The sequence below is a fragment of the Halorhodospira sp. 9628 genome, assembly GCF_022228075.1.
Classification (GTDB): domain Bacteria; phylum Pseudomonadota; class Gammaproteobacteria; order Nitrococcales; family Halorhodospiraceae; genus Halorhodospira; species Halorhodospira halophila_A.
Window position 1 is genome coordinate 1 of sequence record NZ_JAJNRF010000017.1, and the last position, 26,294, is coordinate 26,294.

30 protein-coding genes and 1 pseudogene are annotated in these 26,294 nt (G+C 65.1%); 3 read left to right on the forward strand and 28 right to left on the reverse strand.

Translation table 11 applies throughout. The features are described 5' to 3' along the window. Positions 1 to 63 precede the first annotated feature (63 nt). The 8 genes and pseudogenes from murB to LRG10_RS12520 all read right to left on the reverse strand — a co-directional run bounded on the left by murB (position 64) and on the right by LRG10_RS12520 (position 9,939). On the reverse strand, positions 64 to 1,059 hold the full coding sequence (murB, locus tag LRG10_RS12485) for a UDP-N-acetylmuramate dehydrogenase (RefSeq protein ID WP_238635722.1): 996 nt from the start codon (positions 1,057 to 1,059) through the stop codon (positions 64 to 66). Further along, positions 1,047 to 2,345, reverse strand: a complete 1,299-nt coding sequence (locus tag LRG10_RS12490; RefSeq protein WP_238635723.1) for a UDP-N-acetylglucosamine 1-carboxyvinyltransferase — start codon at positions 2,343 to 2,345, stop codon at positions 1,047 to 1,049. Before LRG10_RS12490 ends, murB begins: the two co-directional genes overlap by 13 nt. A gap of 69 nt (positions 2,346 to 2,414) precedes the next feature. Then, positions 2,415 to 3,230 (reverse strand): sulfotransferase, encoded by an 816-nt coding sequence (locus LRG10_RS12495; RefSeq protein WP_238635724.1) that lies wholly within the window; start codon positions 3,228 to 3,230, stop codon positions 2,415 to 2,417. A 30-nt stretch (positions 3,231 to 3,260) separates the two neighbouring features. Continuing rightward, positions 3,261 to 5,030: pseudogene (locus LRG10_RS12500) on the reverse strand (ABC transporter ATP-binding protein). A gap of 70 nt (positions 5,031 to 5,100) precedes the next feature. Further along, on the reverse strand, positions 5,101 to 6,240 hold the full coding sequence (locus tag LRG10_RS12505) for an ATP-dependent endonuclease (protein WP_238635725.1): 1,140 nt from the start codon (positions 6,238 to 6,240) through the stop codon (positions 5,101 to 5,103). Between the two features lie 18 nt (positions 6,241 to 6,258). Next, positions 6,259 to 7,802 (reverse strand): IS3 family transposase gene (locus LRG10_RS12510; protein WP_238635726.1). Its coding sequence is split into 2 segments (ribosomal slippage): positions 6,259 to 7,346 and positions 7,346 to 7,802, totalling 1,545 coding nucleotides; the frame shifts between segments, so codons are not numbered across the junction. Between the two features lie 37 nt (positions 7,803 to 7,839). Next, complete coding sequence (locus LRG10_RS12515; protein ID WP_238635727.1) at positions 7,840 to 8,064, reverse strand: AAA family ATPase; 225 nt, start codon at positions 8,062 to 8,064, stop codon at positions 7,840 to 7,842. Between the two features lie 72 nt (positions 8,065 to 8,136). Further along, entirely contained in the window at positions 8,137 to 9,939 is a 1,803-nt protein-coding gene (locus LRG10_RS12520; protein ID WP_238635728.1) for an ABC transporter ATP-binding protein, read from the reverse strand. Positions 9,940 to 10,302: 363 nt separating this feature from the next. Between LRG10_RS12520 and LRG10_RS12525 the strand changes: the two genes are divergently transcribed. From LRG10_RS12525 to LRG10_RS12535, 3 genes are read left to right on the forward strand one after another with little or no spacing between them, the layout of a single operon-like run. Next, a complete protein-coding gene (locus LRG10_RS12525; protein ID WP_238635729.1) occupies positions 10,303 to 11,196 on the forward strand; it encodes a hypothetical protein in 894 nt (297 codons plus the stop codon). Next, on the forward strand, positions 11,189 to 13,537 hold the full coding sequence (locus LRG10_RS12530) for a hypothetical protein (protein ID WP_238635730.1): 2,349 nt from the start codon (positions 11,189 to 11,191) through the stop codon (positions 13,535 to 13,537). The genes LRG10_RS12525 and LRG10_RS12530 overlap by 8 nt, the downstream gene beginning before the upstream one ends. Beyond that, positions 13,527 to 15,833 (forward strand): site-specific integrase, encoded by a 2,307-nt coding sequence (locus tag LRG10_RS12535; protein WP_238635731.1) that lies wholly within the window; start codon positions 13,527 to 13,529, stop codon positions 15,831 to 15,833. Before LRG10_RS12530 ends, LRG10_RS12535 begins: the two co-directional genes overlap by 11 nt. Positions 15,834 to 16,080: 247 nt before the next feature. Here the strand turns inward: LRG10_RS12535 and LRG10_RS12540 are convergent, their stop codons facing one another. The 20 genes from LRG10_RS12540 to LRG10_RS12635 form a co-directional block, all read right to left on the reverse strand. Further along, positions 16,081 to 16,413, reverse strand: a complete 333-nt coding sequence (locus LRG10_RS12540) for a DUF5615 family PIN-like protein (RefSeq protein WP_238635732.1) — start codon at positions 16,411 to 16,413, stop codon at positions 16,081 to 16,083. 48 nt (positions 16,414 to 16,461) lie between these two features. Further along, positions 16,462 to 16,686 carry a DUF433 domain-containing protein gene (locus LRG10_RS12545; protein WP_201169098.1) on the reverse strand — a complete coding sequence of 75 codons (225 nt, stop codon included), beginning with the start codon at positions 16,684 to 16,686 and terminating at the stop codon, positions 16,462 to 16,464. Positions 16,687 to 16,767: 81 nt separating this feature from the next. Beyond that, positions 16,768 to 17,136: a MarR family EPS-associated transcriptional regulator gene (locus LRG10_RS12550; protein WP_238635733.1), complete on the reverse strand. Its 369-nt coding sequence runs from the start codon at positions 17,134 to 17,136 to the stop codon at positions 16,768 to 16,770. 190 nt (positions 17,137 to 17,326) lie between these two features. Beyond that, positions 17,327 to 18,256 (reverse strand): DUF4351 domain-containing protein, encoded by a 930-nt coding sequence (locus tag LRG10_RS12555; protein WP_238635734.1) that lies wholly within the window; start codon positions 18,254 to 18,256, stop codon positions 17,327 to 17,329. A gap of 28 nt (positions 18,257 to 18,284) precedes the next feature. Beyond that, on the reverse strand, positions 18,285 to 18,554 hold the full coding sequence (locus tag LRG10_RS12560; protein ID WP_238635744.1) for a hypothetical protein: 270 nt from the start codon (positions 18,552 to 18,554) through the stop codon (positions 18,285 to 18,287). Positions 18,555 to 18,706: 152 nt separating this feature from the next. Beyond that, entirely contained in the window at positions 18,707 to 19,075 is a 369-nt protein-coding gene (locus tag LRG10_RS12565) for a MarR family EPS-associated transcriptional regulator (protein ID WP_238635735.1), read from the reverse strand. A gap of 190 nt (positions 19,076 to 19,265) precedes the next feature. After that, a complete protein-coding gene (locus LRG10_RS13295) occupies positions 19,266 to 19,730 on the reverse strand; it encodes a DUF4351 domain-containing protein (RefSeq protein WP_370645276.1) in 465 nt (154 codons plus the stop codon). After that, complete coding sequence (locus LRG10_RS13300; protein WP_238635736.1) at positions 19,730 to 19,993, reverse strand: hypothetical protein; 264 nt, start codon at positions 19,991 to 19,993, stop codon at positions 19,730 to 19,732. The genes LRG10_RS13295 and LRG10_RS13300 overlap by 1 nt, the downstream gene beginning before the upstream one ends. Positions 19,994 to 20,179: 186 nt before the next feature. Continuing rightward, positions 20,180 to 20,581, reverse strand: a complete 402-nt coding sequence (locus LRG10_RS12580; RefSeq protein WP_238635737.1) for a PIN domain-containing protein — start codon at positions 20,579 to 20,581, stop codon at positions 20,180 to 20,182. Continuing rightward, complete coding sequence (locus LRG10_RS12585) at positions 20,578 to 20,823, reverse strand: DUF6364 family protein (protein WP_201169090.1); 246 nt, start codon at positions 20,821 to 20,823, stop codon at positions 20,578 to 20,580. The genes LRG10_RS12580 and LRG10_RS12585 overlap by 4 nt, the downstream gene beginning before the upstream one ends. A 405-nt stretch (positions 20,824 to 21,228) precedes the next feature. Further along, entirely contained in the window at positions 21,229 to 21,639 is a 411-nt protein-coding gene (locus LRG10_RS12590; RefSeq protein ID WP_238635738.1) for a DUF86 domain-containing protein, read from the reverse strand. After that, positions 21,636 to 22,034 carry a nucleotidyltransferase domain-containing protein gene (locus LRG10_RS12595; RefSeq protein WP_238635739.1) on the reverse strand — a complete coding sequence of 133 codons (399 nt, stop codon included), beginning with the start codon at positions 22,032 to 22,034 and terminating at the stop codon, positions 21,636 to 21,638. Before LRG10_RS12595 ends, LRG10_RS12590 begins: the two co-directional genes overlap by 4 nt. Before the next feature lie 231 nt (positions 22,035 to 22,265). Beyond that, positions 22,266 to 22,703 carry a nucleotidyltransferase domain-containing protein gene (locus LRG10_RS12600; protein WP_238635740.1) on the reverse strand — a complete coding sequence of 146 codons (438 nt, stop codon included), beginning with the start codon at positions 22,701 to 22,703 and terminating at the stop codon, positions 22,266 to 22,268. Between the two features lie 46 nt (positions 22,704 to 22,749). Then, on the reverse strand, positions 22,750 to 23,166 hold the full coding sequence (locus LRG10_RS12605) for a PIN domain-containing protein (RefSeq protein WP_201169082.1): 417 nt from the start codon (positions 23,164 to 23,166) through the stop codon (positions 22,750 to 22,752). Then, positions 23,166 to 23,441: a type II toxin-antitoxin system Phd/YefM family antitoxin gene (locus tag LRG10_RS12610; protein ID WP_201169079.1), complete on the reverse strand. Its 276-nt coding sequence runs from the start codon at positions 23,439 to 23,441 to the stop codon at positions 23,166 to 23,168. Before LRG10_RS12610 ends, LRG10_RS12605 begins: the two co-directional genes overlap by 1 nt. A gap of 98 nt (positions 23,442 to 23,539) precedes the next feature. Next, positions 23,540 to 24,019 (reverse strand): hypothetical protein, encoded by a 480-nt coding sequence (locus LRG10_RS12615; protein WP_201169077.1) that lies wholly within the window; start codon positions 24,017 to 24,019, stop codon positions 23,540 to 23,542. Continuing rightward, on the reverse strand, positions 24,016 to 24,291 hold the full coding sequence (locus LRG10_RS12620; RefSeq protein ID WP_238635741.1) for a nucleotidyltransferase domain-containing protein: 276 nt from the start codon (positions 24,289 to 24,291) through the stop codon (positions 24,016 to 24,018). The genes LRG10_RS12615 and LRG10_RS12620 overlap by 4 nt, the downstream gene beginning before the upstream one ends. A 291-nt stretch (positions 24,292 to 24,582) precedes the next feature. Then, positions 24,583 to 25,098: a hypothetical protein gene (locus tag LRG10_RS12625; RefSeq protein ID WP_238635742.1), complete on the reverse strand. Its 516-nt coding sequence runs from the start codon at positions 25,096 to 25,098 to the stop codon at positions 24,583 to 24,585. Next, a complete protein-coding gene (locus LRG10_RS12630) occupies positions 25,098 to 25,802 on the reverse strand; it encodes a C39 family peptidase (protein WP_238635743.1) in 705 nt (234 codons plus the stop codon). The genes LRG10_RS12625 and LRG10_RS12630 overlap by 1 nt, the downstream gene beginning before the upstream one ends. Further along, a complete protein-coding gene (locus tag LRG10_RS12635; RefSeq protein ID WP_201169069.1) occupies positions 25,799 to 26,179 on the reverse strand; it encodes a hypothetical protein in 381 nt (126 codons plus the stop codon). The genes LRG10_RS12630 and LRG10_RS12635 overlap by 4 nt, the downstream gene beginning before the upstream one ends. Positions 26,180 to 26,294: the final 115 nt, after the last annotated feature.

The following is a 26,294-nucleotide window of genomic DNA, read 5'->3' on the forward strand; positions in this document are numbered from 1 at the left end:
CGCGCAGAACTTATAACCCGTGACCGGGACACAAGCCACCCAAATACAAGCCTAGGCAAACAGTTATTCCATGCTAAGGCCGCCTTGTGTTAACTCGTTTGCCGCTTGGTCAAGAGGCACAACACCCCCAAGAGCGCTGACGTAATGTCCCTCTGCCTCCAGGCTGTAGGCGGTGGCACGCTCTATCCGTTCGCTGATTAGCCCAACCAACTCCAAGACGTCGCGTGCCTTCGCGTCGCCCCTGTTCACAATGAAATTACCATGGTCTCGCGATATCTCGGCCCCGCCTATACGTGCACCCTTCAGGCCGAGCCGTTCGATTACTTGCCCTGGAGGCCCAACATCAGCGTACATAGCCGGGTTGCTCTTGAAGACCGAACCACAATTCGGCTGTTTGCGCGGGAACTTTCGCCGTCGCTCTGCAAGGATGGCTCGCATGTCGGCACGGATCGCGGCGCGAGCGCCTGGATAAAAACGCATATTGGCGGAGGTAATTATTTCGTTGTTTCGCTGAAAAACCGATTGCCGATAGTCAAAGCCGCAGTCTTCTGCGAAGCGGACAAGGAGGGCCCCGGATGCATCTACACTCTCGACCGTGACGACGTTTTCCGCGATGCCCTTGCGCTGACTGCCTCCGTTCATGCAGATCAGGCCGCCTAGGGTCCCCGGGATCCCGCAAATGTGCTCACCACCGGTCATACCCGCTTTCATCAACCTACGGGCCAGGCCTGGCACCCACGCTCCGGCTTGCGCATATACGTTCCGATCTTCGATGTTTACGGCACCCATATGTGGCCCGATTTGGAGACACGGAACCCGGAGACCTTCGTCGGCGAACAGCAGATTGGTCGTCAGGCCAACCACTACGTGGGGCATATTCCTCTCGTGGAACCAGCGCCGGAGGTTCGTGACCTCCTCGGTCGAAGATGGACGGATCAGAACGTCCGCGGGTCCACCGATCTTCCATTGGCTTATGGATGCCAGGTCGACATTTGTCAGGACGCCGCCCGGGCAAAGCGCCCGAAGTTCGCCGAGGTCTTGGTCGGTCAGCCGTTCCATACAGCCTCAAGGCCGAGCGCAGCAAGCTTTTCGGGAAGGGCATTGTACCCCCGCAGGGCGAGTTCGACCCCGTCGACACGGCTTTCGCCTTCTGCGCAAATCGCCGCCATGATTTGCGCCATGCTCCCGCGCAGGTCCGTAGAGCCTACATGAGCGGCAGATAAGCGGCGTGGGCCATATACCGTGATGCGCCCGGGCTCGGCTTCGATTGCCCCCGGTGCGAACTTGGCCAGTTCGTTGGCGTACGCAATCCGTTCCGGATATCGATAGTCAAACACGACGGATCGGCCGTTCGCGAAAAGCCCCAGGAAGGCGAAGAAAGACTGCATGTCCGAAATCACCCCGGGATGGGTGCCCGTTGCCAACTCGAACGGCTGTATGCCGTGCTCACCAATGCAATCCGGCGAGACCATCACGGTGTCGGAATTGGAGAACAGGTCCAGGCCGGCGTCCCGGAGATGCAGCAAGGGCACCTCCATAGTATCGAATGGTACGTTGTGGACGAACACCGTACCCTCAGTCACGGCACCGAGGATAATCCAGGTCAAGGCCTCGATCCGATCCGGCATGATGGAAAAACTTGCATCCCCCAGAAGATTGCCGTCGCCCTGTACGCGGATCAGACTGGTACCTTCAAGTTCGATCCGGGCGCCCATCTCCCGCAAGAAGGCGACTAGGTCCCGCACTTCCGGGGTGACATATGCGTTTCGAATCAACGTCTCGCCGCGAGCGACTGCGGCACAGATCAGGGCGTTTTCCGTCCCTCCCACGGTGGAGATCGGGAAGTCCACCTGCCCGCCTCGCAGCCGCCCACGGACCTCGATGTAGTCCGGTTTTTCCTTGACCTCGCAACCGAGGTCCCGCCACACCATCATGTGCAGGTCGTAGCCACGACTTCCAATTTTGCAACCACCCGGGTACGGAATCCGGGCCTCGCCACACCGAGCCAGCATGCCGGCTGCAAGCAGATATGTGGTGCGGATGGGCAGATTGTATTGCTGGAGGTCCTCTAGAGAAAGGTCCGTCGTTTCAATCATCATCTCGGAGCGATCCGAGCGCTGTTGGATTTCTACACCGAGGGATGAAAGGAAGGCGATCTTGGCTTTCGCGTCTTCAAGGGCAAGTGGGAAATTCCTGAGGGTCACGCGTCCTTCGCTAATCAATGAAGCTGCCAACACGCGCGTGGCGCTATTTTTCGCTCCAGAGACAACCACCGATCCATTTAACCTCTGCCCCCCTGAAACCACTAATTGACTTCCCATTTTCACCCAAGCCTCGTCGGTCACGATCTCTTACGCACTGCGTTGATCAAACATTTAACTCAAACCCGTATCTTGAAAATCGACATCTCCAGATCAAGCGTAGCCCAACGACTTGGCCACCACCTCAGTTTTTACACGCACTTGTTCTACATCCTTCACACCCAGCACCCTTTTCCATGAATCAACCCTCGGAACAATCTTTTCTGAGACCTGACTCTGTCGGTTTAGTTGGTGCGCCGTAGAGCTAGCCCTCCAGAGAATTCCTGAGTTTCCGTTTATATCAATAAGGCGCTCACTCCACGGAAGCCCGACAAACTCCACTAGATCGCTCATAACTAATTCAGGTTCATTTACCAGTTCCTCGTATCTAAGGACCTTGATATTGTCTCGATACTTACCTCCCAAACAAGCAACCAAGGTGCTATTGTCTACAATCCAGCGCCCTATAGCTGCATCAAGATCTCCGTACCGCGAGTAGAGACTAGCAACGTTGTCTAGTGGGTTCCTTGTGATGGCGACGACTTTTGCGTTCGGAATCAGTTTGAATATCGCGCCAATTCTCTGAACATGCTTGGGGGTTTTCTCAAGAACCATCTTTTTTTCACTGGCATTAGCAAAATGCGCCCATTCCCGAACAATATTTCGCGTGCAATGCAAGCCCTTTGCCGGAGAAAAAGCATTGCTTTCTCGCCCAATTAACATTATCTCCGGATGCGCACCAAGTCTCGTGGCTGCGAGTGTAGTCCCACTATGACCGCATCCAACAATAAAGGCGAAGCGACACTCCAGATCAACAGGCTTTGCAAACATTGAAGGCATTCCCGCCAAGACCATAGCGATTCGCTGGCGAGCCCATTGTCTCACATCTACATAATGACGTATGGAATACCTTGAGGGGATAGATATCATGCTAATAACGGCACCTTTTGCCAAAGAAACTCAGGATATGTCGGTTTGCAATTGGGGCGCGAACTCAAGACAACCCCTCCGAACACTTACAACTTTTCCGCATCCAGATACAGTTGTTTTCCGATGCGCGATCAAAATGATTGTTTTCTCATGAGATAGCGCATCTACCGAGCTCATTACAGCTTTTTCTGTTTCAGTATCCAAGGCACTAGTAGCCTCATCAAATATAAGAACCGGAGGATCATGGTATAGTGCACGTGCTATGCCCAGTCGCTGACGCTGCCCCCCAGACAGCCTCACCCCGCGTTCGCCAACGACAGTGCTGTAGCCCTGCGGCATGTCACCTACGATGAACTCATGTACCTGCGCCATCCTGGCACAGCGCTCCACCTGCTCGTGATCGATCTGCTCGGGCGGCACGCCCAGGGCGATGTTCTCTGCCACGGTCGAGTCGGTCAGGAAGATATCCTGCGGCACGTAGCCGAGCGCCTGCTGCCAGGCGCGCAGGTTGGCGTCGGTAATGGGCTGGCCGTCCACCACGATGGCGCCTTCGGTGGGGCGCAACAGGCCGAGGAGCACGTCCACCAGGGTGGTCTTGCCGGCGCCGGAGGTGCCGATGATGCCCACGGAGCTGCCGACGGGGATTTCCAGGTTAATGCCCTGCAGGGCCGGGCGCTCGGCGTTCGGGTAGGTGTAGTGGATGTTCTGCAGGGCGATGGTCTGCTTGGGCTCCAGCGGCTGGGGCGCGCGCTTGTACAGCTAGGCCAGCGCGGAGCGCTGGTGCAGGTCGTTGTAGGCGTTATCCACGGCGGCGGCGCCGAAGCGGAGTTTGGCCATGCCGGCATAGATGCGCTGGGCGGCCGGCAGCATGCGGTAGCCGGCAAAGGCGTAGAGCCCGAGGATGGGCAGGATGTCGCCCAGGGCGCCGCTGTCGGTGCCGCCCTGGGTGGCCAGCAGCACCAGCGTGAGCGCGATGACGCCGCCGAAGCCGACCGCCTCGATGACGAACTTGGGGATCTCGCCGAGCGTCTGGTTGGTGGCCTGGTGGCGGGCCTGTCGGGCCGAGGGGCCGTCGAACCGGGAGAGGTAAGCGTGTTCTCGGCCGAGCAGCTTGATGTCCTTGATGCCGCCCAGGGCCTCGCTGGCGGCAGTGAAGCGCTCCTGGTTGGCGCGGGCGCGGTCGCGTCCCACGCGGCCGAGGATGCCGCGCACGGCACCAAAGATGAGCGCATACAGGCCGCCGATCACCACGGCCACGCCCAGCGCCAGCCACGGGTCCACCACGATCAGCAGGATGACCAGCGCGAGGATGACCACGCTGTAGGCGACCATCTGCATGCCGGGGCGGAAGACCTGCTGCACGAGCTGGTCCACCTCGGAGAGGATGTTCTTGGCCATGTCGCCGCTGTGGCGGTCGAGGAAGAAGGCGTAGGGCTGGCGCAGGTAGGTCTCCAGCAACCGCTTGCCGATGCTGTGGCGGCGCATCTCGATGAAGCGGTTCATCGCGTAGTGCGTGAGCGAGCGGAAGAAAGCGGAGAACAGGATGAGCCCGAAGGCCGCCGCGCCCAGCGCGAGGATGAAGGCATCCACCGAGGTGAAGCCGAGGCCTTCGTACACGGCGTTGAGCACCGGGTTGGTCTGCACCACTTCGGGGTTGCCCAGCACGCTCAGAAACGGCATGACCGAGGCTACGCCTGCTGTTTCCAGAACGGCCATGATCACGACCATACAAAGAACGAGCGCACCACGACGCTTCTCGCTGCGTGAAAGCAGGGCAAGCGCCTTGCGATAAGTATTCATTAATTCACTAGCCTGGGAGGGGGAGGTGAAGATGAGGAGTTGTGAAAAGGGCCGGGCGCAAATTGCATCATCAGGCCGAACGCAATTCCGCGAGGATGGCCAGCCCATCGTCGGCGGGCTTTCGCCCTGTGACGGCTTCGTAGATGAAGGGGAGCAGGTAGCGCTCGGTGGGGCCTTCGGCGATGAGCACGCGATCGCTGAACAGCCAGTGGTTGGCATTCTCCAGGGCGAAAAGCGCGTGCAGGCGCTTGTTCTCGTCCTGTACGCGCTGTTCCAGGGCCTCGTGAGCCGTGGGCATGATGCGGGTTTCCCCGGTTTCCGGATCCTTGCGGACGATGCGGGTGCTCGCCGCGGCCTCGCGGTCCACCATGACGGGGGAATGTGTGGCGAATACGACCTGATAGCCGTGGTGTAAGAGGCTGTCCAGCACCGTGCGCACCTGATAGATCGCTTGTGGATGGAGGAACAGTTCGGGCTCCCCGATGAGCAGGAGCCGGCGCTGCGCCGTCGCGTGCTCGTCGGCCCGGACGTCGGCGAGATAGCGGATGAGTGCCATCTGGATGCTGCGCTGGGCGCCGTGCCCCAGGGCGGTGAAGTCGCGGACGGCATCGCGGCCCTGTTCGCTCACCTTGATGGTGCCCTTGCCGAAGAGATCCTGGACGCTGGGCACGGGGATATCGAGGTGGAGCTGGATACCGGGGAAGAAGGGGCGCAGGGCTTCGGTGGCCTCATTATCGAAGCGGTTGAGTTCTGCGGCGCGCGAGGTGCCGGTGGCCGTGAGCTTGTCGTGCAGTGGCGCCAGGGCCTGTTCGAGTTCGGCGCCGTGGCTGGCCTCGGCGGGACCGGTGAACTGGGCCAGCAGTTTGCCGATGGTGGAGGTGTTTTTCGCCTTGGTGGCATCTTCGGCCGCATCCTCCATGGCGCCGATGCTGATCGGTTCCGGGAACAGTGCCTTGAGTGCGTTATCAATGCCGCTGGGGTTGGGCTTCCAGGCAGCATCACTGGCGTCTTCGACGGTCGGATCGCGCACTTCCAGCAGGATTTCGGTCTTCTTCGCGCCCGGGGAATGTTGTGTGCGCCGTACATGGAGTTGCCCGTCCCGAATGTACGGCTCGATCTTGGTGCGATGCCTGTCCGCGATTCTGGCCAGGTGCTCACCGTCCAGGCCCGTGAGCGTGCCTTCTACCGTTACCGGGCCGACGGCTGTCAAGGTGGTTGGCACCTCTACCTACGCAGATTTCGTTAAAGTGCGCTCCTTGTTGGCGGGCGGATTCAGCCAGGTGGGCCCGGCCGGCTCGCAGTTGCGGGTCGGACCACTCCAGCGCCCCGGGTTGTTGGCTTTCGCCTGCTCGTAGAGCGCCTTGCGCCGGGCCAGGATGGCGTGGTCCTCGCCGGCGTGGCGTTGATTGGGCGTGACGCCGTTGATCTCCCGGTGCCGGTGTTCGGCGTTGTACCACTTGGTGAAGCGCAGGGCCCAGGCACGCGCCTCGGCCAAGTCGTTGAACCCGTTCCTCGGGTAGTCCGGCCGGGTCTTGACCGTACCGAACAGTGACTCCGAGAACGCATTATCGTTGGAGACCGCCGGGCGGCTGTAGGAGCTGCCCACGCCAAGCCGCTCGAGCGTGGCGTGCAGCTGAGAGCCCTTGAACGGGCCGCCGTTGTCCGCATGGATGATCAGATCCTCGTGCCGACACCCCTCCTGCAGCGTGGCGCGTTCGATGAGCCTCGCGCTATTGGCGGCGTTCTCCGCTTCGAACACCTCCTGGCCGACGATCTTGCGGCTGTAGAGGTCGATGATCAGGTACAGGTAGAAGAACTGCCCGCGGATCGCGGTCGGCAGATAGCTCACGTCCCAGCTCCAGCAGCGGTTGGGCCGATCGGCGCACAGCGTCGGTTTGGGCCGTGGGGGCTGAGGAGCCGCCTTGGGGCCGCGGTGATGCTGCTCACCGTGCTCGTGCAGGATGCGATAGAACGTGCGCTCCGAGGCCACGTAAACCTGGTGCTCATCGGCCAGGCGCAGCACGATCTGCGCCGGCGGCAGGCTGGCGTACTCCGGTCGGTGGCATAGATCGAGCACGTGCCGGCGCTCCTCGGCGCTGAGCTTGTGCGACGGCGTCGGACGCTCGGCATAGGGGCGCTGATCCTCGGTGCCGGCCTTCCACCGCCGATAGGTGTTCTGCGCGATCCTCAGCTCCGCACACGCCTTCTTCAGTCGAGCCCCGTTAGCCCGGGCCTCATCGATCAGTTCAACGGCGTTGGCGCGATCTGCGGCGGACGTCATGACTCCTCGTCCCCCCAGATCGCGTCGGCTTTTCCCCGGAGGGTGAGCAACGCCGCCGTCTCGGCCAGTGCCGCCTCCTTGCGCTTGAGTTCCCGGGTCAGTTTCCGGTTGCGCCTGCGCTCCTGCTTGATGGAGTCGGCCTGACGCTGCGCTGCCGCCTCGGCCCGGTCGTTGGCCTGCTCGCAGCTGAGCCGCCACTGCTCGATCTGCTCCGGATACAGCCCGCGGCAGCGGCAGTACTCGGCAAGTTCCTCCTCGCTGAGCGTGGCGGTCTCCAGGACGGCATTGAACTTGTCCCGGGAACTCCAGCCCTCCGGTCCGTGCTTGCCCTGATCCGGCATCAGGCGACCCTCCTCGCGCGCCTGGGTGCGCCAAGCGTAGATCGTCGGCGCGGAGATGCCTTCCTCAGCGGCCACGTCGGCGACGCTGCGGTTGTTCGGTGGGCCGAGCTTACGCAGGACCGCTTCACGTCGTTCGTCGGAGTACTTCATTGGAACCTCTCACTGCCCCCAGCTCTGGTTTAAGACTCTAACAGCTGAGGTTCCAACCACCCTGACAGAGGGGGGGGGTCTCCGCATCGTGAAAGTCGGTCTGTCGCAGAGAGGTGGAGGTTGTAAACCATTCGATTGCAGCCAGCACGTTGGACTTGCCGGCGTTGTTATAGCCCACGATGGGGCTGCAATCGCCGAGCGCGAGCGCAACATCGCGGCACGAGCGGAAGTTCTGGATCCGGATATGGGCAAGGTGGTGCATAACGGGTTTACCGACTCCCTGGCGTTAACTTAAAGTGCACTGTGTTCGGCCATGCCCTGGACGATATGGCCTCTAATCAGTTCCGGTTGCCATCATGCGGAACCGCTCGCTCTGCCCCTGGAGCTCCTCAAAGCCACCCGCAGCCGTAATCTGCCCCTTCTCCAGCAGCACCACCTGATCACAGTTGCGCACGGTGCTTAGCCGGTGGGCGATAAGGATAATGGTCTTCTGATGGTGAAGGGCGTCGATGGCCTCCATCACCGCCTTTTCGGTGACGTTGTCAAGGGCGCTGGTGGCCTCGTCGAATACCAGGACGCTCGGGTCGTGGTAGAGGGCGCGGGCGATGCCGATGCGCTGGCGCTGGCCGCCGGACAGGCGCACGCCGCGCTCGCCGACGACGGTCTCGTACTGCTGCGGCATCTCGTGGACGACGAAGTCGTGGAGCTGCGCCATGCGCGCGCAGCGCTCGACCTGCTCGTGGTCGATGCGCTCCGGCGGCACGCCCAGGGCGATGTTCTCGGCCACCGAGGCGTCGGTGAGGAAGATCTCCTGTGGCACATACCCCAGCGCCTGCTGCCAGGCGCGCAGGTTGGTGTCGGTCACCGGCTCGCCGTCCACGGTGATCGCGCCTTCGGTGGGGCGCAGCAGCCCGAGGATCACGTCCACCAGCGTCGTCTTGCCGGCGCCGGTGCTGCCCACCAGCCCCACGGAGCTGCCCACCGGGATGTGCAGGTCGATCCCCTGCAGCGCCGGAGCCGGGGCATTGGGGTAGGTGTAGTGGACGCGCTCCAGGGCCACCACTTGCTGCGGGACCAGCGGTGCCGGCGGTTGCTTGCGGATCTCGGCCAGCGCCTGGCGGCGGTGCAGGTCGTCGTAGACGGCGTCCACAGCGCCGCCGCCGAAGCGCAGCTTGGCCAGCCCCTGATAGACGTGCTGCGCGGCCGGCAGCATCCGGTAGCCGGCGAAGGCGTAGAGGCCGAGCACCGGCAGCACCTCGCCGAGCCCGCCGCCGGTCGCCCCGCCGTGGGTGGCCATGAGCACCAGGGTCAGGGCGATGATCCCGCCGAAGGCCACCGCCTCGATGAGGAACTTCGGCACCTGGGAGAGCGTCTGGCTGGTGGCCTGGTGCTTGGCGAAGCGGGTCGAGGGCCCGCGGAAGCGCGAGAGGTAGGCGTGCTCGCGGCCGAGCAGCTTGATGTCCTTGATCCCGCCGAGGGCCTCCCCGGCGGCCTGGAAGCGCTCCTGGTTGGCCCGCACCCGGTCGCGGCCGATGCGATCCAGGAAGCCGCGGACGCCCCAGTAGATGAGGGCATACATGCCGCCGAGCACGGCGGCGACCCCGGCGGCCAGGACGGGATCAATCACCACCAGCAGGGTGATGATGGCGATGACCACCACGCCGTAGGCCAGGGCATCGAGCCCCGGCTTGATGACTTGCTGCTGGAGCTGCTGGGTCTCCGTCAGGATGCTCTTGCCCATGTCGCCGCTGTGGCGATTGAGGAAGTAGGCGTAGGGCTGGCGCAGATAGGTCTCCAGCAGCCGCTCACTGAGGCTATGCATGCGCATCCACGCCCAGCGGTTCATGGCGTAGATGGTCAGCGAGCGGAACGCGGCCGAGAAGACAATCAGCGCGAAGGCGCCGGCGCCAAGGGCCATGAGGAACGCGTCCACCGACTCGAAGCCGAGGCCGGCGTAGAGCTGGTTGAGGACCGGGTTGGTCTCGACCACCTCCGGGTTGCCCAGGACGCTCAAAAAGGGCATCACCGAGGCCACACCGGCGGTCTCGAGCAGGGCCATGACGACGACCAGGCCGAGGACCAGGGCGCCGCGGCGCTTCTCTTGGCGGCTGAGCAGGCTGAGGAGTTTCTTGAGCAAAGGGGCTCCTGAACGGCTTTACAGTGGGTAACAGGGGCGGGCGTTTGGGCATGCTACCGCCGGGACGGTGACGCCTGGGCAGGCCCGTCTCGCTGAGGTGTTCAGATTGTGAACGGCAATTCCATCACACGCGGTGTGGCGGGGCAACCTAAAAGGCGCTCGTCCGCGCCCGCCCCAGGGCTGATGCACCAATGCCTCTCAATTCAGGGGTATTGGTGACATACCCGGCTCCGAACCGACTCGAAAATCCCCTTGATCCTCAGCGCAGCGGCGGCTCACGGCAGTGATCGGCTCTGCGCGAGGAGACGAGGCGGGTGCGAGCCCCGCCTCCGAAACGGGCTGATTGGTTCGGAGGTAACTGCCATGAGTCAACTGGGTGAGATCGTCCTTTACGAGTCGGTGCGGATTCCCGCCCGAGAGGTCTTCGTTGAGGCGCCGAAGGTTTTGCCGCCGGATCGGGTTGACCCGGTGCGGGGAGCGCCGCGGGCTGACGGGCTTCACTTGCCGGCCACCCCGCCGATCCTGTTTGATACGGACGAGCGACGAGACCTTCTCAATCCGCTCGTCGTGGCGCAGGAAGCTGGAGTTGTGCATCCAAAGTCCCGCTTCAGAGCGCTTGCGATCTGCAAGAGCGATCTGGAGGCGCCGGAACTGGAGGCGCTACTGCGTTTTTTCTGCGGCTCTGTGCAGCCGGCGTTACTGACATCTCGCGTCAGCTGGCGGGAGGCGATCGACTGGCTGCGCTCGGATGCGCACCTGCGCTCGGTGATCCGTCGCAAACTCTTCGATCTGTCCGGGGATGGTCAGCTGACGGCCAAGCAGGAGCAATTGATTCTCCGGCACACAGTCAGTCGCTCGTCGCTGGAGAAGTACCGCAGTCCTCGAAGCAGCGTCAACACCGTGCAAGCCGCGCGGGAGCCTGCACGAAGCGAACCGACCATGGATGAAGCATCGGCAGACAGCACGGTCCCTCAGGTGCTGAGCAGCAGCCAGGTGGACGCGTCGACCTGGCAGGCTGCACTGGCGCGGTGGGATGCATTAGGGCTGTGCGCGCAATACGGGTTGCCGACCCTGCAAGAGGTTGTGGACGCGCTGGCATCCGCCCAGGATAAAGCCGGTGAATACGTGGCACCGAAGATCGTACGCACTTTGGCTGATCCGCAGTATCCCTGGGATGACCGGCAAAAAGTGGAGAGGCTTGCCGAGCGAGTGCGCCAGCGTCTCGCGGAACACGCATCGGGAATGGAGCATGGTTGACGGCGAACGCACACTGCTTCCTGATGCCGTATGCGCGCAGTGGCGGGAGCGCTTGCGTGACCTGGGTGATATCCGGCTGCGGGATGCGATCATGGCCGTCGTGGCAACGCACCTGCCGCCGGTCTCCCAGGCAGCGCTGCTCGACAGCCTGCCGCTCTTCGCGCGGGATTACGGCTCACCCGCCGGCTTCCCCCTTGATCAGCTGCGCAGCCATGTGGGGGCCTTCGGCCTGCCCGAAGGCTATCCCCAGCGCTACCGGACGCCGTATCCGCTGCATGCGGCCGTCACCCGCGTCTTCCCGAATGACCCGCGGGCGCGGCGGGTGCTGGTGGATTGGTTCCGCACCAGCCCCGGTGACAACGCTCAGATCTACTATCGCCAACTGCTCGCGGTGCGCCGCTGCCTGCAGTTGTGTCAGCCGGCGCTCGCCGACGTGGCCCCGGAGGAAGGGGCGCGGGTCTGTTGGCAGGCGCTGAATGCCATGACGCTTGATGCGAAGCAGCAGGACGATGCCCGGCTGTTTTTCGAGCTCCTGCAGGGCCAGCGGCAGGTCGGGGTCAATCAGGTGTATCAGCCCACGGGCAAACGCCCGCGCGGGCCGGATCCGGAGATCCTGCGTGCGCCGTTGCTCGAGCGCGCCGACTGGCAGCGCGGCGCTCCGCCGTCCGGACGCCGGACGGCGGGGCAAGACACGCCCGGGGAAGAGGATTCGGCGCAGCGCACCTTGGCGTCGGCACGCTACCGGCAGCGCCGCGATGCCCGCACCCGTCGCCAGGCCGAGCCGGCCGACCCGGATCACCCGCAAACGTGGGAGCGCGAGCAGCCGTCCGCCCTAACCGAGGCCGATGATCGCTTCGCGCAGCGCCACGGCCCGCGCCTGGCCGCCACGTCCGTGTTGAACACCCCGACGGATCTCCACCGGCTACCGACCGGGCGCGTGGTCCAGGCGCTGTCGGTGCTGGCCAAGGATCCGCTGGACTGGGCGTACGCCTGGCTGCTGTTGACCACCGCTTTGCCGCCGCAGCGCCTCGCTGCACTGCAGCGGGCGGGCAGCGCCCCGGAGGGTCAGACGCCGCATGAAAGCGCCGGGCTTTTGATCTATCGGCTGCTCGATGGGCCGGTGGCGGTCGGGACCGGGGCCAACTGCCAGGTGACGTTGCGCCTGCCAGCGGGCATTGCGCAGGCCTTGGCCGATGCGCCGCACCAAGCACCGTTTACGGGCCAACCGGGTCGCATCAACCGCCGCCTGCGCCGTGCCCTCGACGGCACGCCGGGGCTGCTGCCCACCGCAGACCGCCTGCGCGCCACCGCCGAACTATGGATCGAGGCCCACGCCCGTGATGCGGTCGCCGCACGGGCCCTTACCGGGCGCTTCGGGCTGGCGCAGAACGCCCCCGCCGCCTACCGCCGGTTCGTATCCGGCGAGCTGCAGGGATTGTTTGATGCGGTCACCGACGAATGGGCGCAGGCCGTGGACCAGCGGGCCGGCGACGATCCCGATCTTGCGCAACGGCTGGCGGCGCTTCGTTTTGAGTCGGAGCCGTCCGAGGCGATGGAGCCGACGCCGACCGGGTCCGGACGGGCGATCCCGCCGGCCGCCTACGAGCGATGGCTGCGCCGTCTGCGCCGGGGTGCCGACGGCGTCGGGGCGCACCTGCTCCAACTCCCCCCGAATGATCCGCGCTGCGCGGAGAAGTTGCTGCAGGTCGTTCGTCTGCACGCGGCCTACACGAGCCTGGTCTGGCTGCTGGCCACCGGGGCGCGCCCGATCGGGCCGCGCACCGAGTGGGTCGTCGCCGAGCGTGGTGTGCTCGCCGCAGCGCACCCGGCCGCGTACCTGGCGGACAAATCGAGCGGGGTGTACCGCGAGCGGCGCGTGATCCCGGTCTGCCGTCCGCTGGAGCAGCAGCTGCAGGTCCATGAGCGTGTACGCACGATTGTGGTACAGCTCCTTGAGCGCCGCGGTTTCACGGTGACCGATCAACGCCCCACGGCGCAGCAGGCGCTGCCCGCGGAACTGGTCCGTCTTCGCCGTGATACGGTCGAATGTCGGCTCTTCACCCAGCCGCGGCTGGAGGCCGCGCTGCGCGAGGCGGGTCTGGAACCGGATCGGCAGGCGCGCAATGCCCCGCGGCACACGGTGGCAACGGTGCTGCGTGAGCGCTTAGCCCAACGGCAGGTCGATGCCGTGCTCGGCCACGCCCGCGCGGGCCTGGGGGTCTGGGCGCCGGGCAGTACCGAGGGTTTCGACGCCGCGGCGGTCTACCGGGCCTTCACGGAGCTGCTCGGTGCCGCGGGTGCGACGGTCCATGAGCCCCGAGGGGTTGCCGATGTCCTTTGACCGGACGACGTTGATCGAAACCCTGCAGCCGGAGCGCCGCGCGCTGGGCCTCGAGGATGCGGCGCATTGGGAGCGGGTCGTCGAAGCCCTCGCGGCGGCGCTCGATGAGCAGGGGCGCCTAGATGGGTCCGGGCTCAGGGCGTTGGAGCAGGCCACCTTCGATCCGCAGCGCCGATCCAGGCGCCGGCATCGGGCCTGGTTGCGGCGGCTTTTGCAGCGGCTCAATCAGACGGGCCGGATCGAGGCGGTCCTGCCAGTCACCCCGATCCTCGAGCCCCGGCCCTCGACGCTGGCGGTCAGCCCGGAGCAGCTGCGCTGTCAGATGACCGCCGCCGCGCTGGATGCCTACCTGGACCCCTGGCTGCGCGGGCGCACCGATGCGGACCCGGCGGATCTACTCTTCGCCCTGGCCGTGCGCCTGGTAACGCGGGTGGGCATGGGTGAACGCGTGGTCGTCGGCACGCTCGCGCGCCTGCGCTGGGCCGATGTCGATCGGGATGGGACGCTGGCGCTGCCGGTCGAGCCGACGGATTTCAGCGGTGCGGTGCACCCTGTCCGGCCACCAAAGGCGTGCCGCAAGCACCTGCCCCCGCGTCCGCGGGCGGCGGGCGATCGGCTGGTGGCCGCCCCGGTGCTTGTCAGCGCAACGCCGCCTGACGACGCGGCAGCGGTGCGCGCTTATGAGCGCGCGCTTCGGCGGTGGCTGCGCGATGCGTTCGCCACTTTTGCCGCGGATTTCGAGCGTGAGCGCCGGGTCCCGGGTGCCACCGTCCGTGGGTGGCAGCGCTTCGCCCACGCTGGGCGGCTGCTGCCGCTGGCCTACGGTGTGCCGGCGGCCTGGGTCGAGCTGCTCGCCGCGTTCCCGTTGCCGGCGGCGGCGCGCACGGGCACCGGCGCCCGTCTCGACTGGTCCGTGCAGACCGCGCAGCGCCGGCCTGGGGATCGGCTCCTGCGCCCGGCGCCCCACCCCCGTACAGGGGCGGGCGAGGGGGCGGTGGAGCGCCAGCAACCGGGCCCCATCGGCGACGATCCGATGCCCCGGCCGGAGGACTGGCCGCGTCGTGCGCGCAATCTCCTCGATGCCTTCATCGCCCGGATGCGCGCGCTGCAGACGGCGCGCGGGACCCTGCCCGCCCGCGCACGGGATGAGGCGTTGGCCGCGTGCAAGGCGCTGCTCGAACGCGCCGATGCGCTCGGTTACCCGGCGAGCATCGTGCAGCTGGCCCTCGCTTGGGGTGCCGACAAGCTGCTCCGTGATGGGGTCAAGGTCCAGACCCTCGCCGATTACTACAGTCGGATCGCCTCGCCGGAGTTGCTGGGCATGGAGGAGGTGCTGGATCTGCGCGACTGGGACGATGAGACCATCGAGGAGGTCACCGGGTGCGTGGTCGCGGCGCGGCGCTGGAGTCCTCGCAGCGCCGAGCACTTTCGCACCACCTGGTTCGAGCTGCTGCGCTACGGCCAGCAGGCCGGCGGGTGGCTGGCCGAGGCCGAGTTCGCGCTGAGCACACCGCGCGAGGGTGCGGCGCACGCCCCGGCGCGGACGGCGATCGTCACCCCCGCTGACTTTGAGTACGCCCACGGCGTCTTGGTGAGCCGCGAGCACGATGCGCGTTACGCGCAATGGGCCGCGGCGCTGACGCTCGGCTTCTACGCCGGTGTGCGCGCCTCGGAGGTCTGCGCGCTGACCCTCGGCGATCTCTTTGTCGATGCCACCGAGTGCTGGGTGGAAATCCGAGCCGGCAAGACGCCGGCGGCACGGCGGCGGATCCCGCTCCACGCCCTGGCGCCGCCGGGGCCGGTGGCGCAGATCCAGGGCTGGGCGCAGCGCCGGCGTCAGCAGTTCCCTTGGGAGCGAGCGCAGGACGTTGCGCTATTTGGGCCGGAGGGCAATGCGCGCGGGTACCGCCACCACGGGCTGATCGCTCCACTGCTCGAGGTCCTGCGCCCGATCCTGGGCGAAGGGGTGGACTTCCATTTGCTTCGCCACAGCATGGTCTCCTGGCTGCTGCTGCGCTGGCATGCTGCGCAATACCGGGATTTTCGCGATCAGCTGCTTGAGCGCGATGCGTGGATGTTTTCCGATACCGCCCTGGAGCGGCTGCCGGCGTTGCGCCAGCCTGAGGCGCTGGCGAGCACCGAAGGGCTCGGCGGCGAGGCGTGGCTCGCCCTGGCCAAGCTGGTCGGCCACCGCGACCCGGGCACCCTGCTGCTCTACTACGCCCACAGCCTCGGCCCGATCCACTCGGATGTCCTCGCCCGCGCCTGGGGCGGGCGCCCCGGCAGTCGCACATAGCTGCGGGGCTTGCGTCCTTGGCCGGTTGCCCGGCACCGTAAGCTGCGGAAGATTACAAGCAGGGCTTGCAATCTTCCGCTGCGGGGGATGTGCGCCTTGGGCCGGGGCGGCTTCCGATCGACCCTTGCAGGATTCAGCCGGTGAGACGAAATCTGCAAGCGAAGAGGCGATTTTTGTAAAGCCGGATTGCTTGTAAAGTATTGATTTAGAACGGGTTTTGCAAAATTCGGCGAATATTCCCGGCAACTCAGTCAATTTCGATCAACGTCTCACCTCGCTCAATAGCCGCCATTATCCGCGGTAGTAGCGGCTCGAACCATTGAAGCAATTCTGCCTTGCGTGTATTTCCGACTCGCAGCCATACAATAGTTGGGTGTCTTGAGACACTCACAGAACGCCAAAGAGCAAAGTCTTCATCTTTGGTGACGATGACAGCACCCGATTGAGCCGCGTGCTCCCAAATCATCGCGTCAGAGGCGGCCAGCAGACCGACATCAGACACGTGCTCAGCCGACACGCCTTGGCACGCAAGCCAGCGAGCTAGCGCCGGCGGGAGTTGAGCATCAACCAGGAATTTCATTTACCCATGAAAGCGCGGGGAGCCTCGTCCTTTAGGGCGAGGAGGAAGTCAAGCGACGTGCATAACGGGGTGGTCGGCGCGACGCGCGGCAAATTGGAGAGCCGCGGTAATGTCCTCCATCTCCAGATACGGGTAGTCCTTGAGGATTTCGTCACGGCTTGCCCCGGCTGCCAGGAGGTCGAGGATATCCGTCACTCGCACACGCATGCCGCGAATGCATGGGCGCCCACCGCATAGTTCCGGATCGAAAGTGATTCGGTGAAGCTCGCTCATAGAGTGCCTAGCCCGGTAATGTGAAGGCGTTTGTGAATACCACCCTCTACTATAGCGCCGTCACTGGCAGTGTTGAGCATTTCAGCCCTGCGGTCCCGCCGGACGCTCCGCCGGCTCCGACTCTCCCGTGGCCTCCTCGATCTCGGCGCGCAGGGCCTCGATCTCCGCCATCAGGCGCTCGTGCTCGGCGCGCTTGCGCTGCAGGTGGCGGTAGGCCAGTTGCGCCTTCTCGCTGACCCCGGCGGGGGTGAGCCGATAGAGGTAGCGGCGCTTGTCCGGCGCGCTGGAGAAGTTCTGCGCCTTCACCCAGCCGCGGCTGATCACGGCGCGGACGGCGTAGTTCGTCTTGCCGACGGACAAGCCGAGCTCGCGGGCGATCTGGCGCTGGCTGAGGTTGGGGTTGTGATCGAGCAGGCGCAGGACCTGCAGGTGGAGCTCTTCGGAATCCATGCGCTGGCGTTTCCGTGAGGGGCGTAGGGGTCCGGGGTAGGGCGTTTGGGCACGCTACCGCCAGGACGGTGACGCCTGAGGAAGGCCCGCCCGGCGAGGGATGTTCAGGTTGTGAACAACCATGAAATCACAGGTGCAGCGAGGGGGCAACCGCCGGTCACCGAGTGCGTTCAGCGCGATGGGTCGAGCCTCAGCTCTGGCTGTCCAAGACCTCATCGACGCTGTCGGCCTGGAAGACGCGGTCGGACCAAGCCCACAGGGTCTGCTCGTCGGCCGAGCGGATCCGTTCGAGTTGCTGCTCGTTCAGCGGGCCGAACCGCCTTTCCAGCATTCGTGCGAGCATCTTGGCCTCGCCTTCGAGTCGACCCTCTTGCCGGCCCTCTTGCAGACCTTCCTGCCGACCCTCTTGTCTTGAGCGGCTTACGATCCCGGTCATGATGGCTTGCTCCTCGGGGTAACGCTGCTTGAACAGTTCCTGTTCATTGTCATCGAGCTGTGCGTAGTTGTCGACGAAATCCGCATACTTAAGCCGCCTGTTCGGGTCCGGTTCCAGGGTCTCTAGCCCCTGCAGCGCGCTGGCGCGGGCTTCGAGCTTCTCGTCGGTGCCCTCCCAGTGCATCAGCGGCAGGCACAGGCGGGCGACGATGTTGCTGCTGTCCAGGTGCTGCCGGTACGGCTCGGCTCCGGCCTGCCAGTAGAGGTACTGGAAGCTCAGGTAAGTGCGCTGATCCCCGGCCAGCTCCAGCCGTGTGGGCACCGGGCGTGCGGAGAGGAAGATGACCACCGGCACGATCCGGGTTGTGCCGAGCATCTGTGAGAGGTCGGTGCAGTAATGGATCAGCCGGTGGATGTCGAAGCGTTCGGTCCGGGTCTCCTCCTCGAAGGCGAAGGCCAGCACCTCGCGCTCGCCGTTCGGCCATTCGATGTGCAGTGGGGTGTCGAGGGCCCGGTAGTGGTGGCGGAGCCGCTCCTTAAGCTGTTCCTGACGGATGGGGAGTACGCGTACCGAGTGATCGACACGCGCTGCCTCCTGATTGGCGAAAAAGGCGATCGCCTCACGGGGGTAGTCGACGATCAGGTTCTTGAAGTCCTGGTCGTAGTCGGGTGTCTCCTGGCTCATTGGGTTTTCCCGGCGACGGGGTCGAGCCTCAGCTCTGGCTGTCCAAGACCTCATCGGCGCTGTCGGCCTGGAAGACGCGGTCGGACCAAGCCCATAGGGTCTGCTCGTCAGCAGAGCGAATCCGTTCGAGTTGATGATTGTTGAGCGGGCCGAACCGTCGCTCCAGCATCCGTGCGAGCATCTTGGCCTCGCCTTCCAGTCGGCCCTCTTGCCGACCCTCTTGCCGACCCTCTTGCCGGCCCTCTTGCAGACCTTCCTGCCGACCCTCTTGTCTTGAGCGGCTTACGATCCCGGTCATGATGGCTTGCTCCTCGGGGTAGCGCTGCCTAAATAGCTCCTGCTCATGACCACGGATCCGAACGCGATTGCCACGAGGATGTCTTCGTGCTCGGCAAGCCGCTGGCTGACCAGGTGCAGCTGCGGGTGCTGTCCTGCCTGCTCCATTGCGTTTCAGCCCTGTGGCCCCGCCGGACGCTCCGCCGGCTCCGCGTCGCCCTCGGCCTCGCCGACCTCCGCGCGCAGGGCCTCGATCTCCTCCATCAGGCGCTGGTGCTCGGCGCGCTTGCGCTGCAGGTGGCGGTAGGCCAACTGCGCCTTCTCGCTGACCCCGGCGGGGGTGAGCCGGTAGAGGTAGCGGCGCTTGTCCGGCGCGTTGGAGAAGTTCTGCGCCTTCACCCAGCCGCGGCTGATCACGGCGCGGACGGCGTAGTTCGTCTTGCCGACGGACAATCCGAGCTCGCGGGCGATCTGGCGCTGGCTGAGGTTGGGGTTGTGATCGAGCAGGCGCAGGACCTGCAGGTGGAGCTCTTCGGAATCCATGCGCTGGCGTTCCCGTGAGGGGCTTAGGTGGCCGGGGTAGGGCGTTCGGGCACGCTACCGCCAGGACGGTGACGCCTGAGGAAGGCCCGCCCGGCGAGGGATGTTCAGGTTGTGAACAACCATGAAATCACAGGTGCAGCGAGGGGGCAACCGCCGGTCACCGAGTGCGTTCAGCGCGATGGGTCGAGCCTCAGCTCTGGCTGTCCAAGACCTCATCGACGCTGTCGGCCTGGAAGACGCGGTCGGACCAAGCCCACAGGGTCTGCTCGTCGGCCGAGCGGATCCGTTCGAGTTGCTGCTCGTTCAGCGGGCCGAACCGCCTTTCCAGCATTCGTGCGAGCATCTTGGCCTCGCCTTCGAGTCGACCCTCTTGCCGGCCCTCTTGCCGGCCCTCTTGCCGGCCCTCTTGCCGGCCCTCTTGCAGACCTTCCTGCCGACCCTCTTGTCTTGAGCGGCTTACGATCCCGGTCATGATGGCTTCCTCCTCGGGGTAGCGCTGCCTGAACAGTTCCTGCTCATTGTCATCGAGCTGCGCGTAGTTATCGACGAAATCCGCATACTTGAGCCGCTTGTTCGGGTCCGGCTCCAGGGTCTCAAGCCCCTGCAGTGCACTGGCGCGGGCTTCGAGCTTCTCGTCGGTGCCTTCCCAGTGCATCAACGGCAGGCACAGGCGGGCGACGATGTTGCTGCTGTTACCTCGCGCTCGCCGTTCGACCATTCGATGTGCAGTGGGGTGTCGAGGGCCCGGTAGTGGTGACGCAGCCGCTCCTTGAGCTGTTCCTGACGGATGGGGAGCACGCGCACGGATTCATCGAGGCGTACCGCCTCCTGGCTGGCGAAAAAGGCGATCGCCTCACGGGGGTAGTCGACGATCAGGTTCTTGAAGTCCTGGTCGTAGTCGGGGGTCTCCTGGCTCATCAGGTGTTTCTATCATCCACTGTGGGTCGAGCGGCTCGGGCGACGGTGAGACGGCCGGTGGTAAGCACCAGCTCGACACCGCGGGCGCTTCGCTGCGCCCTGGATGACCGTTAACCTACCGTGTCCAGACCTGTTGGAGTCGACCCTCTCGGCGATGGAGGCCCTGAGCCGGCCGGAGAACCGCCCTTAACGCAGGAGGAATTCCTGCGGTGTCAGCACGGGTACGGGCGATCCGGCGAAATCCTTGACGTTGCGCGTGATAACGGAGGTGCAACCCGCGCGCTCCGCAGTGGCCGCTACCACAGCATCTTCGAAATCCGCCCAACCGAGGGATTGAGCTCGTTCGAGCTCGACGCGTCCCACTGCGCATACGTGCAAATGCTGGAGCAGCCAGCTCAATGCCTGATCGGCCGAGGTGCGATCCGCATACCGTGCAACGAGGTAGTACACCGTGGTTGCCGCATGTGCGCTGATTGCACCCTCTTCATCACCACGCAGCACCTGTTCTAGTACAGCCGCCGAGACGCGATAGTGTCGCTCTCGCTTTTGCAGAACGTCCAGCAGGACGTTCAGGTCGAGCATGATCACGATTGGTGTTTGTGGTGCAGGTGGTCGTGATAAACCTTCACAGGATCCACATCAGGGGGGATCAGGCCGGTAATGGCCTCCAGCTCGGCACTTGGCACATGCCCCTCCAGCGCGCGAAGGCGACGCAGATGGCGATCAATGACCTCGGTAACGCTCATGCCGTGGGCCTTGGCATAGGCCTTCGCGAACTCCACATCCTGTTTGGGCAGGCGCACCGTCACCTTGGTGGTTTCCTGTTCCATGCGGGCATCCCCCCCCCCCTCTCTCGGGGTGTATGGCAATGACAACGATATTGTACGGCACAGGTTCATGCATGCCCAGGATGGGCTTGACCGCTTGCTCGTTCGCTGGAGACCCCCTGGCTTCGCCTCGGACAGACGGAGCTCTTCGGAATCCATGCGGTGGCGTTTCCGTGAGGGGCGTAGGGGGCCGGGGGTAGGGCGTTTGAGCACGCTACCACCGGGACGGTGACGCCTCGGAAAGGCCCGTCCGGCGAGGGATGTTCAGGTTATGAGCGCTCATGGAACCACAGGTGGGGCGAGGGGGCAACCGCCGGTCACCGAGTCCATGCGTCGCGGCGCTGACCCGGCAGCCGCGTACCGCAGATATGCAGGCCTGGTTGGAAGCCCAGGAGCCCGCGAGGGGGGTCAGAGGAGCTGGCCTCGAAGCGCCTCGACGAATGCCAGCAGGTCATCCAGGTGGTTCTCCACGACATCCCGGACGATCCGCGCATCGACCTCTTGGTAGCCGTGAACCAGCACATTGCGGAAGCCAGCCATTGCCGCCAGGGGCTCGACCAAGTCGGGCTCGATGATGCCGTAGCGGCCGAGGTGCTCAAAGAGAGCGCGGTTGGTCTCCGGTTCTCCCAGCCGTTTCGCGGAGACTACCTGGGAGGCTGCGTCTAGCGCTGCCTGGATGGCCAGCTGCAACGTGTGCTCGACAAAGCGCGTCTCTCGAAGGTCATGGCCGACCAGCTCGGGCTGGGCGAGTTCCCGAAGCTCCTGGACCCGGCTCTCGATAAAAGCTAGTTTCTTGTCGAGCAGGGGGTGATCGGTCACGCGGCAGAACTCCGTCGGTATTCCTGCAGGTAAGGCAGCAGGTCGAAGTAGCGATTCCGCGCATCGACCTCGAAAGCGATCCGTCGTTCCGGGATGGCATCGAGCAACAGGATGCCATCGCGCAGGATGCGGTGCACCAGGTCGACCGGCGCCTGCTCGACGTCAATCAGGTCAATCGGGCGTCTGATGGCTTGCTCCAGTCTCTGAGCCAAGCGGGCGGCGGGGCAGACCAGCGCAGGCTGCTGTGGATCGCGGAAGAGGACGGCGAGGTCGACATCGCTATCGTCCCGAGCTTGCCCGGTCGCGCGACTGCCGTAGAGATAGGCGCAGGCTATGAGGCCACGCTCCCTCTCAAGCTGCCCACGCAACTTCCCCGTAAGGTCAGTGGTCTCCATGGGCTTCGGCTGGCTCGTGCAGAGGGGGGTAGAGCGTTCGGGCACGCTACCGCCGGGACGGTGACGCCTGAGGAAGGCCCGTCCGGCGAGGGATGTTCAGGTTGTGAGCATTTATGGAACCACAGGTGGGGCGAGGGGGCAACCGCGTTCTCCGGACCTCAGAGGAACTCCGCAAAGACCGCCTGAAGCGCCCGCAGGTCGTCCAGGTGATGCTGGAGGTCGGTCAGCGCGTCAAGGCGCCGGCGGATGATCTCGGCTTGTACCACGGCGGAGCCTCCGTTTCAGGGCGGCGCGCTGGACGCGCAGATACGGCTCAAGGTCCCAGTATTCGCGGGCGATGCGCGAGGAATAGGTCCCGCGCTGGAAGTCGGGCCGCGCGTAGATTAGGCAGTTGTGGCGGACGGCCTCGAACTGCAGGGCCGGATCGGCACGTTCCAGGAGGACCAGGTCTATGCGCTCAAGGCCGGCCCGGGTCAGCTCCGTCAGCAGGTCCAGGCGTTGTGCCTTGAGGCGCTCCGGCGGCCCGGCGAGGCCCAGGTCGACGTCACTGTCTGCCCGAGCGTGCCCCGTCGCGTGGGACCCGAATAGGAAGGCGGCCTGCACGTCCGGGAAGGCTGCCAGGACGGGCTGGACGGCCTGCTGGATGGCCTCGGTGCGATCTTGCGTCATGACGTCATGTTAACGCGCAGTGCGCATGGCTGCCTGTCCGCCGGGCTTAGTGTGGTATCCGGTGGACGTGCAGGCCGGGGACTTTCTCGAAGTCGCCATCCCCCGTGACGAACGCGCCCCTCGGGTCCACCGTAAGCAGGCAAGCTGCCTGGATCGCATCGGGTGTGCGCAGCCTGTATTGGGCGCGCAGCTCCGTAGCCCTGTCCAGCACGGCGGTGTCCAGCGCTATCACCGAGAGCCCCGGGTCGTCGAGGAAGCCATCCAGTCGCTCCAATGCCTGCGTGTCGGATTCTCGCAGCGGGCGCACCCGGCACTCCAGCCGGCTCAAGGCTGAGGCCATCAGCACCGGCGGTTCGTCAGAGCCGCGTTCCAGTCCCCCAAGCACCTGCCGGGTGGCGTCCCGGGTCTGCCTGTCTCCCTCCAGCAGATAGATGATGGCGCTGGCGTCCAGAAAAACACGCATTAATCGCGCCAGCCTTCGCGCTCTGATTGCAGCTCACGGTCCAGCTCCGCACGGTTGCGCGCTGCGCCGTATGCCTCGTCATCCCCTAGCAGGCGATCCCATAGCCTTTGCCGGGCCTGGGTACCCTCCGACAAGCGCTGGTAAGACTCCTCGCTCAGGATCACGTAGCGGGGCCGGTTGCGCTGGATGACGTGCACCGGCCCGTTCTTCAATGCCTGATCCACCGCGCTGATGCCACGGCGCTTGATCTCTTGTGCGGAAATGACGTTCTCCATCAGTACGACCTCGGGTACTTGAGTTAGTATCCATTTTAGCACCGAAATCGAGCAGGGAGGCTCTGGATCTTAGCTCCCGGGGTCGCGGACGGCCCGGGTTACGCCCAACCCCGCTCTTTTGTGATCGCAATCAGGCTGTCCGTCACCTGTGCCAGCACCGGCACGTACGCGTGCCCTCGCTGAAGGGCATCGGCAAGGACCGCCGGGTCCTCGATGTACTCATGCACCATCTGGTTGCGCAGTTTGCGGACAGCGAACCAGTCGTCGCTGGAAGGAATCCAGCCGAACCGTTCGGCACGATCCAAGTTATCGAGGGCAGGACCTACGCGCTCGCCGAGCGCGCGCAGCAGCGCCGGGATCAGCTTGTCACCAAGTGTGTCCTGGAGCCGGCCGAAGCGCGCCACAAAGGCGTCAACCCGCTCAGCCTCTTGCGGGTGATCCTCCAAGGCGCGCGCTCGCTCCGTCGTGAACGGTGCCTCGAACAGCCGCTGATCGGTTGCGAGCAGGTGCCTGCGCTCGCGTTCAGCGATCCGGGTCAGAAACTGAAGGCGCGCCTCTTCTGCCTGCTCGTGGTTCAAAGCTCGACTCCTTGCTCCTCAGCAATCCGGTGGATGGCGCTCACCTCAAGGTTCGGGGCCTTCAGGATGACATCCACCGATCGGCCTTCCAGCGCGCGGCTGATCTGTGCTTCAAGCCGGGCCGCTAGCCAGGTCGCATCGTCGACCGGCTCGGGGAGGGTAACGAGCAGATCGACGTCGCCGCCCCGCGCGTCATCGAAAACCCGCGATCCGAAGAGGTGCACGCGTGCTGTGCCGCCGGTCATTTGCTCGACAGCACGATGAATGGCCATGATTTGCTCTTGGGTTAGTCGCATTCCCCAGGCCTCAGAGGGGCTCCGCAAAGACCGTCTGCAACTGCATGGCGCCATGTTAACGCGCAGTGCGCACTGCTGCCTGTCCGCCGGGCTTAGTGTGGTATCCGGTGGACGTGCAGGCCGGGGCCTCGCTGGCGGAGATCTTCGGTGGCGAGTTCGAGGCTGTCGGGGGCCTCGTTGGTTATCATAGCGTATAACCCGGAAGGCGACCGTCGGAAGCGTTGGCGCCCACTCAAGCACGCTTGAGCCGGCCCTCGCGCGTGCGCCTTAGCGCAGACCCTCCAGCATCTGCGTCTGCATCAGCTCGCCCAGCCGGCCGAGGCGCTCCACCGGGATCCCCTCGAGCTGGACGTCCAGGTCCTGAAGGACCTGGATCAGCTGGCTGTCGAGGCTGTTCTGGAGCACCAGGGCCATTCCCTGATCGCCCATGTGCAGCTGCACGCCGTCGGTGGTCGTGAACCGGAAGGCCTCCGCCATCTCCTGGGCGGCGCGGCGGGCGCCGGCGCGGTCGCCGAGGCGCAGGGTGATCGGGTCCAGTCCGATGCTACCGCGGGTCTCACCGTTGACCGCCACGGCTTGCTCGAAGCCGAAGCGCACCAGGACGCCGTCGCTGTTGGTCCAGCCGCCGCGCCACTGCTCCAACTCGGCCGAGGTGACCCGCGCCAGGCCCTCCCACGGGTCGTGGGGCGGTTCGCCGGCCGTAACGGGGCTGATCAGGGCGAGGCCCAGCGCCAGGCCCAGGGCCCAGCCGGTGCGGTGAACGAGGCGTGCGGCCATGACCATCACCACGCTCCTGGGCGGCGTAGGTTGCCGGTGAAGTCGCTCAGCCCCTGGTGCTCGCGGGCGTGCTCGAAGGGCAGGCGGGTCTGTACAGCCCAGGCGCGGTCCGGGTTGAAACTCAACTGGGCGAGGTCGTGGCGGTCGCGGATGATCAGCAGCGGGCCGCGGCGCAGCTGCTCGAAGGTCTGGGCGCTGTAGGTGCGCAGGCCCATGGCCGGGTCGCCGACCAGCACTTGGCCGTCGCGGATGCCCTTGATCACCACGAAGTGCAGGTAGCCGCCGGTGTCGATGAGCACGATGCAGGGGATGCGTAGCTCGGCCACCTGCGCCAGGGTGAGGTTGAAGCCGTCGGCGCGGTAGCCGAGCTCGGCCAGGTAGCGCTGCATGTCGAGCATCGAGAAGCCCTCGGTGCGCACCAGATCCTGATCCGCCGCCGCGAACATGCCGGCGAAGACCTCGGGCTCGTCCTTTGCATGGTCGTAGTGGTAGCTGAGCAGGGTGGCCACCGCCGCCGAGCCGCAGCTGTAGTCCAGGGCCTGGCGGACCACGCCGCGGAAGCGCACCGACTGCAGGCTCTCCACCTGGACGTGGTGGCCGCCGCCGAGCTGCTGGATCGGCAGCCCCGCCGCGTGGGCCGGGGCCGGCGCGGCCAGGGCCAGGCAGGCCAGGGCGCCGAGGGTGGCCAGTGCCGTGGCGCGGCGGCTCATGGGGTGACCGTCACGTTGATGTTGGTGGCTTCCTGGATGATCACGTGGTGACCGGAGTTCTGGATGATCGTGGTCAGCCCGTGATTGTCGCGCAGGGCGCCGTCCTGAATGATGTTCATGCCGCTTGGGCTTGATTCCACGACGTTGCCGAGGACCGTGCCCTGTTCCGAGATGGTGCTGGTCTGGTAACGGAAGGTGTCCGCCATGCCGCGGTGCTCGTCCAGTGCCGCGGCGGCCACCGGCGTGCCGAGCAGTTGTTCGAAGGCGAGGGCGTCGGCCGCCGCGAGCCCAGGCAGGGCCGCCAGCGCTGCGCCGAGGGTGAGCGCCGGTGCCCAGACTTTGGTCCGCCCGCTACGCCGTTGCTTGATCTCGTTCATGAAGGATGCTCCCGATGCGGTGCGCCCCGGGGGGGGGGGGGGGGGGGGGGGTGGGGGGAAGGCCCGGGGGGGGGGGGGGGCCGGTAGTACGGGCTTGTATGGGCGCCTGTATAGC

Bases quoted from the DNA above. Each gene is read 5' to 3' on its own strand.
- LRG10_RS12635 (WP_201169069.1), bottom strand. From the start codon at position 26,179: ATGAACGAGATCAAGCAACGGCGTAGCGGGCGGACCAAAGTCTGGGCA.
- LRG10_RS12530 (WP_238635730.1), top strand. From the start codon at position 11,189: ATGGTTGACGGCGAACGCACACTGCTTCCTGATGCCGTATGCGCGCAG.
- LRG10_RS12535 (WP_238635731.1), top strand. From the start codon at position 13,527: ATGTCCTTTGACCGGACGACGTTGATCGAAACCCTGCAGCCGGAGCGC.
- LRG10_RS12600 (WP_238635740.1), bottom strand. From the start codon at position 22,703: ATGACGCAAGATCGCACCGAGGCCATCCAGCAGGCCGTCCAGCCCGTC.
- LRG10_RS12515 (WP_238635727.1), bottom strand. From the start codon at position 8,064: ATGCACCACCTTGCCCATATCCGGATCCAGAACTTCCGCTCGTGCCGC.
- LRG10_RS13300 (WP_238635736.1), bottom strand. From the start codon at position 19,993: ATGAGCCAGGAGACCCCCGACTACGACCAGGACTTCAAGAACCTGATC.
- LRG10_RS12625 (WP_238635742.1), bottom strand. From the start codon at position 25,098: ATGGTCATGGCCGCACGCCTCGTTCACCGCACCGGCTGGGCCCTGGGC.
- LRG10_RS12555 (WP_238635734.1), bottom strand. From the start codon at position 18,256: ATGAGCCAGGAGACACCCGACTACGACCAGGACTTCAAGAACCTGATC.
- LRG10_RS12550 (WP_238635733.1), bottom strand. From the start codon at position 17,136: ATGGATTCCGAAGAGCTCCACCTGCAGGTCCTGCGCCTGCTCGATCAC.
- murB (WP_238635722.1), bottom strand. From the start codon at position 1,059: ATGGAACGGCTGACCGACCAAGACCTCGGCGAACTTCGGGCGCTTTGC.
- LRG10_RS12540 (WP_238635732.1), bottom strand. From the start codon at position 16,413: ATGAAATTCCTGGTTGATGCTCAACTCCCGCCGGCGCTAGCTCGCTGG.
- LRG10_RS12585 (WP_201169090.1), bottom strand. From the start codon at position 20,823: ATGGAACAGGAAACCACCAAGGTGACGGTGCGCCTGCCCAAACAGGAT.
- LRG10_RS12495 (WP_238635724.1), bottom strand. From the start codon at position 3,230: ATGATATCTATCCCCTCAAGGTATTCCATACGTCATTATGTAGATGTG.
- LRG10_RS12605 (WP_201169082.1), bottom strand. From the start codon at position 23,166: ATGCGTGTTTTTCTGGACGCCAGCGCCATCATCTATCTGCTGGAGGGA.
- LRG10_RS12620 (WP_238635741.1), bottom strand. From the start codon at position 24,291: ATGGCCATTCATCGTGCTGTCGAGCAAATGACCGGCGGCACAGCACGC.
- LRG10_RS12610 (WP_201169079.1), bottom strand. From the start codon at position 23,441: ATGGAGAACGTCATTTCCGCACAAGAGATCAAGCGCCGTGGCATCAGC.
- LRG10_RS12565 (WP_238635735.1), bottom strand. From the start codon at position 19,075: ATGGATTCCGAAGAGCTCCACCTGCAGGTCCTGCGCCTGCTCGATCAC.
- LRG10_RS12545 (WP_201169098.1), bottom strand. From the start codon at position 16,686: ATGAGCGAGCTTCACCGAATCACTTTCGATCCGGAACTATGCGGTGGG.
- LRG10_RS12525 (WP_238635729.1), top strand. From the start codon at position 10,303: ATGAGTCAACTGGGTGAGATCGTCCTTTACGAGTCGGTGCGGATTCCC.
- LRG10_RS12630 (WP_238635743.1), bottom strand. From the start codon at position 25,802: ATGAGCCGCCGCGCCACGGCACTGGCCACCCTCGGCGCCCTGGCCTGC.
- LRG10_RS12560 (WP_238635744.1), bottom strand. From the start codon at position 18,554: ATGACCGGGATCGTAAGCCGCTCAAGACAAGAGGGTCGGCAGGAAGGT.
- LRG10_RS12595 (WP_238635739.1), bottom strand. From the start codon at position 22,034: ATGGAGACCACTGACCTTACGGGGAAGTTGCGTGGGCAGCTTGAGAGG.
- LRG10_RS13295 (WP_370645276.1), bottom strand. From the start codon at position 19,730: ATGCACTGGGAAGGCACCGACGAGAAGCTCGAAGCCCGCGCCAGTGCA.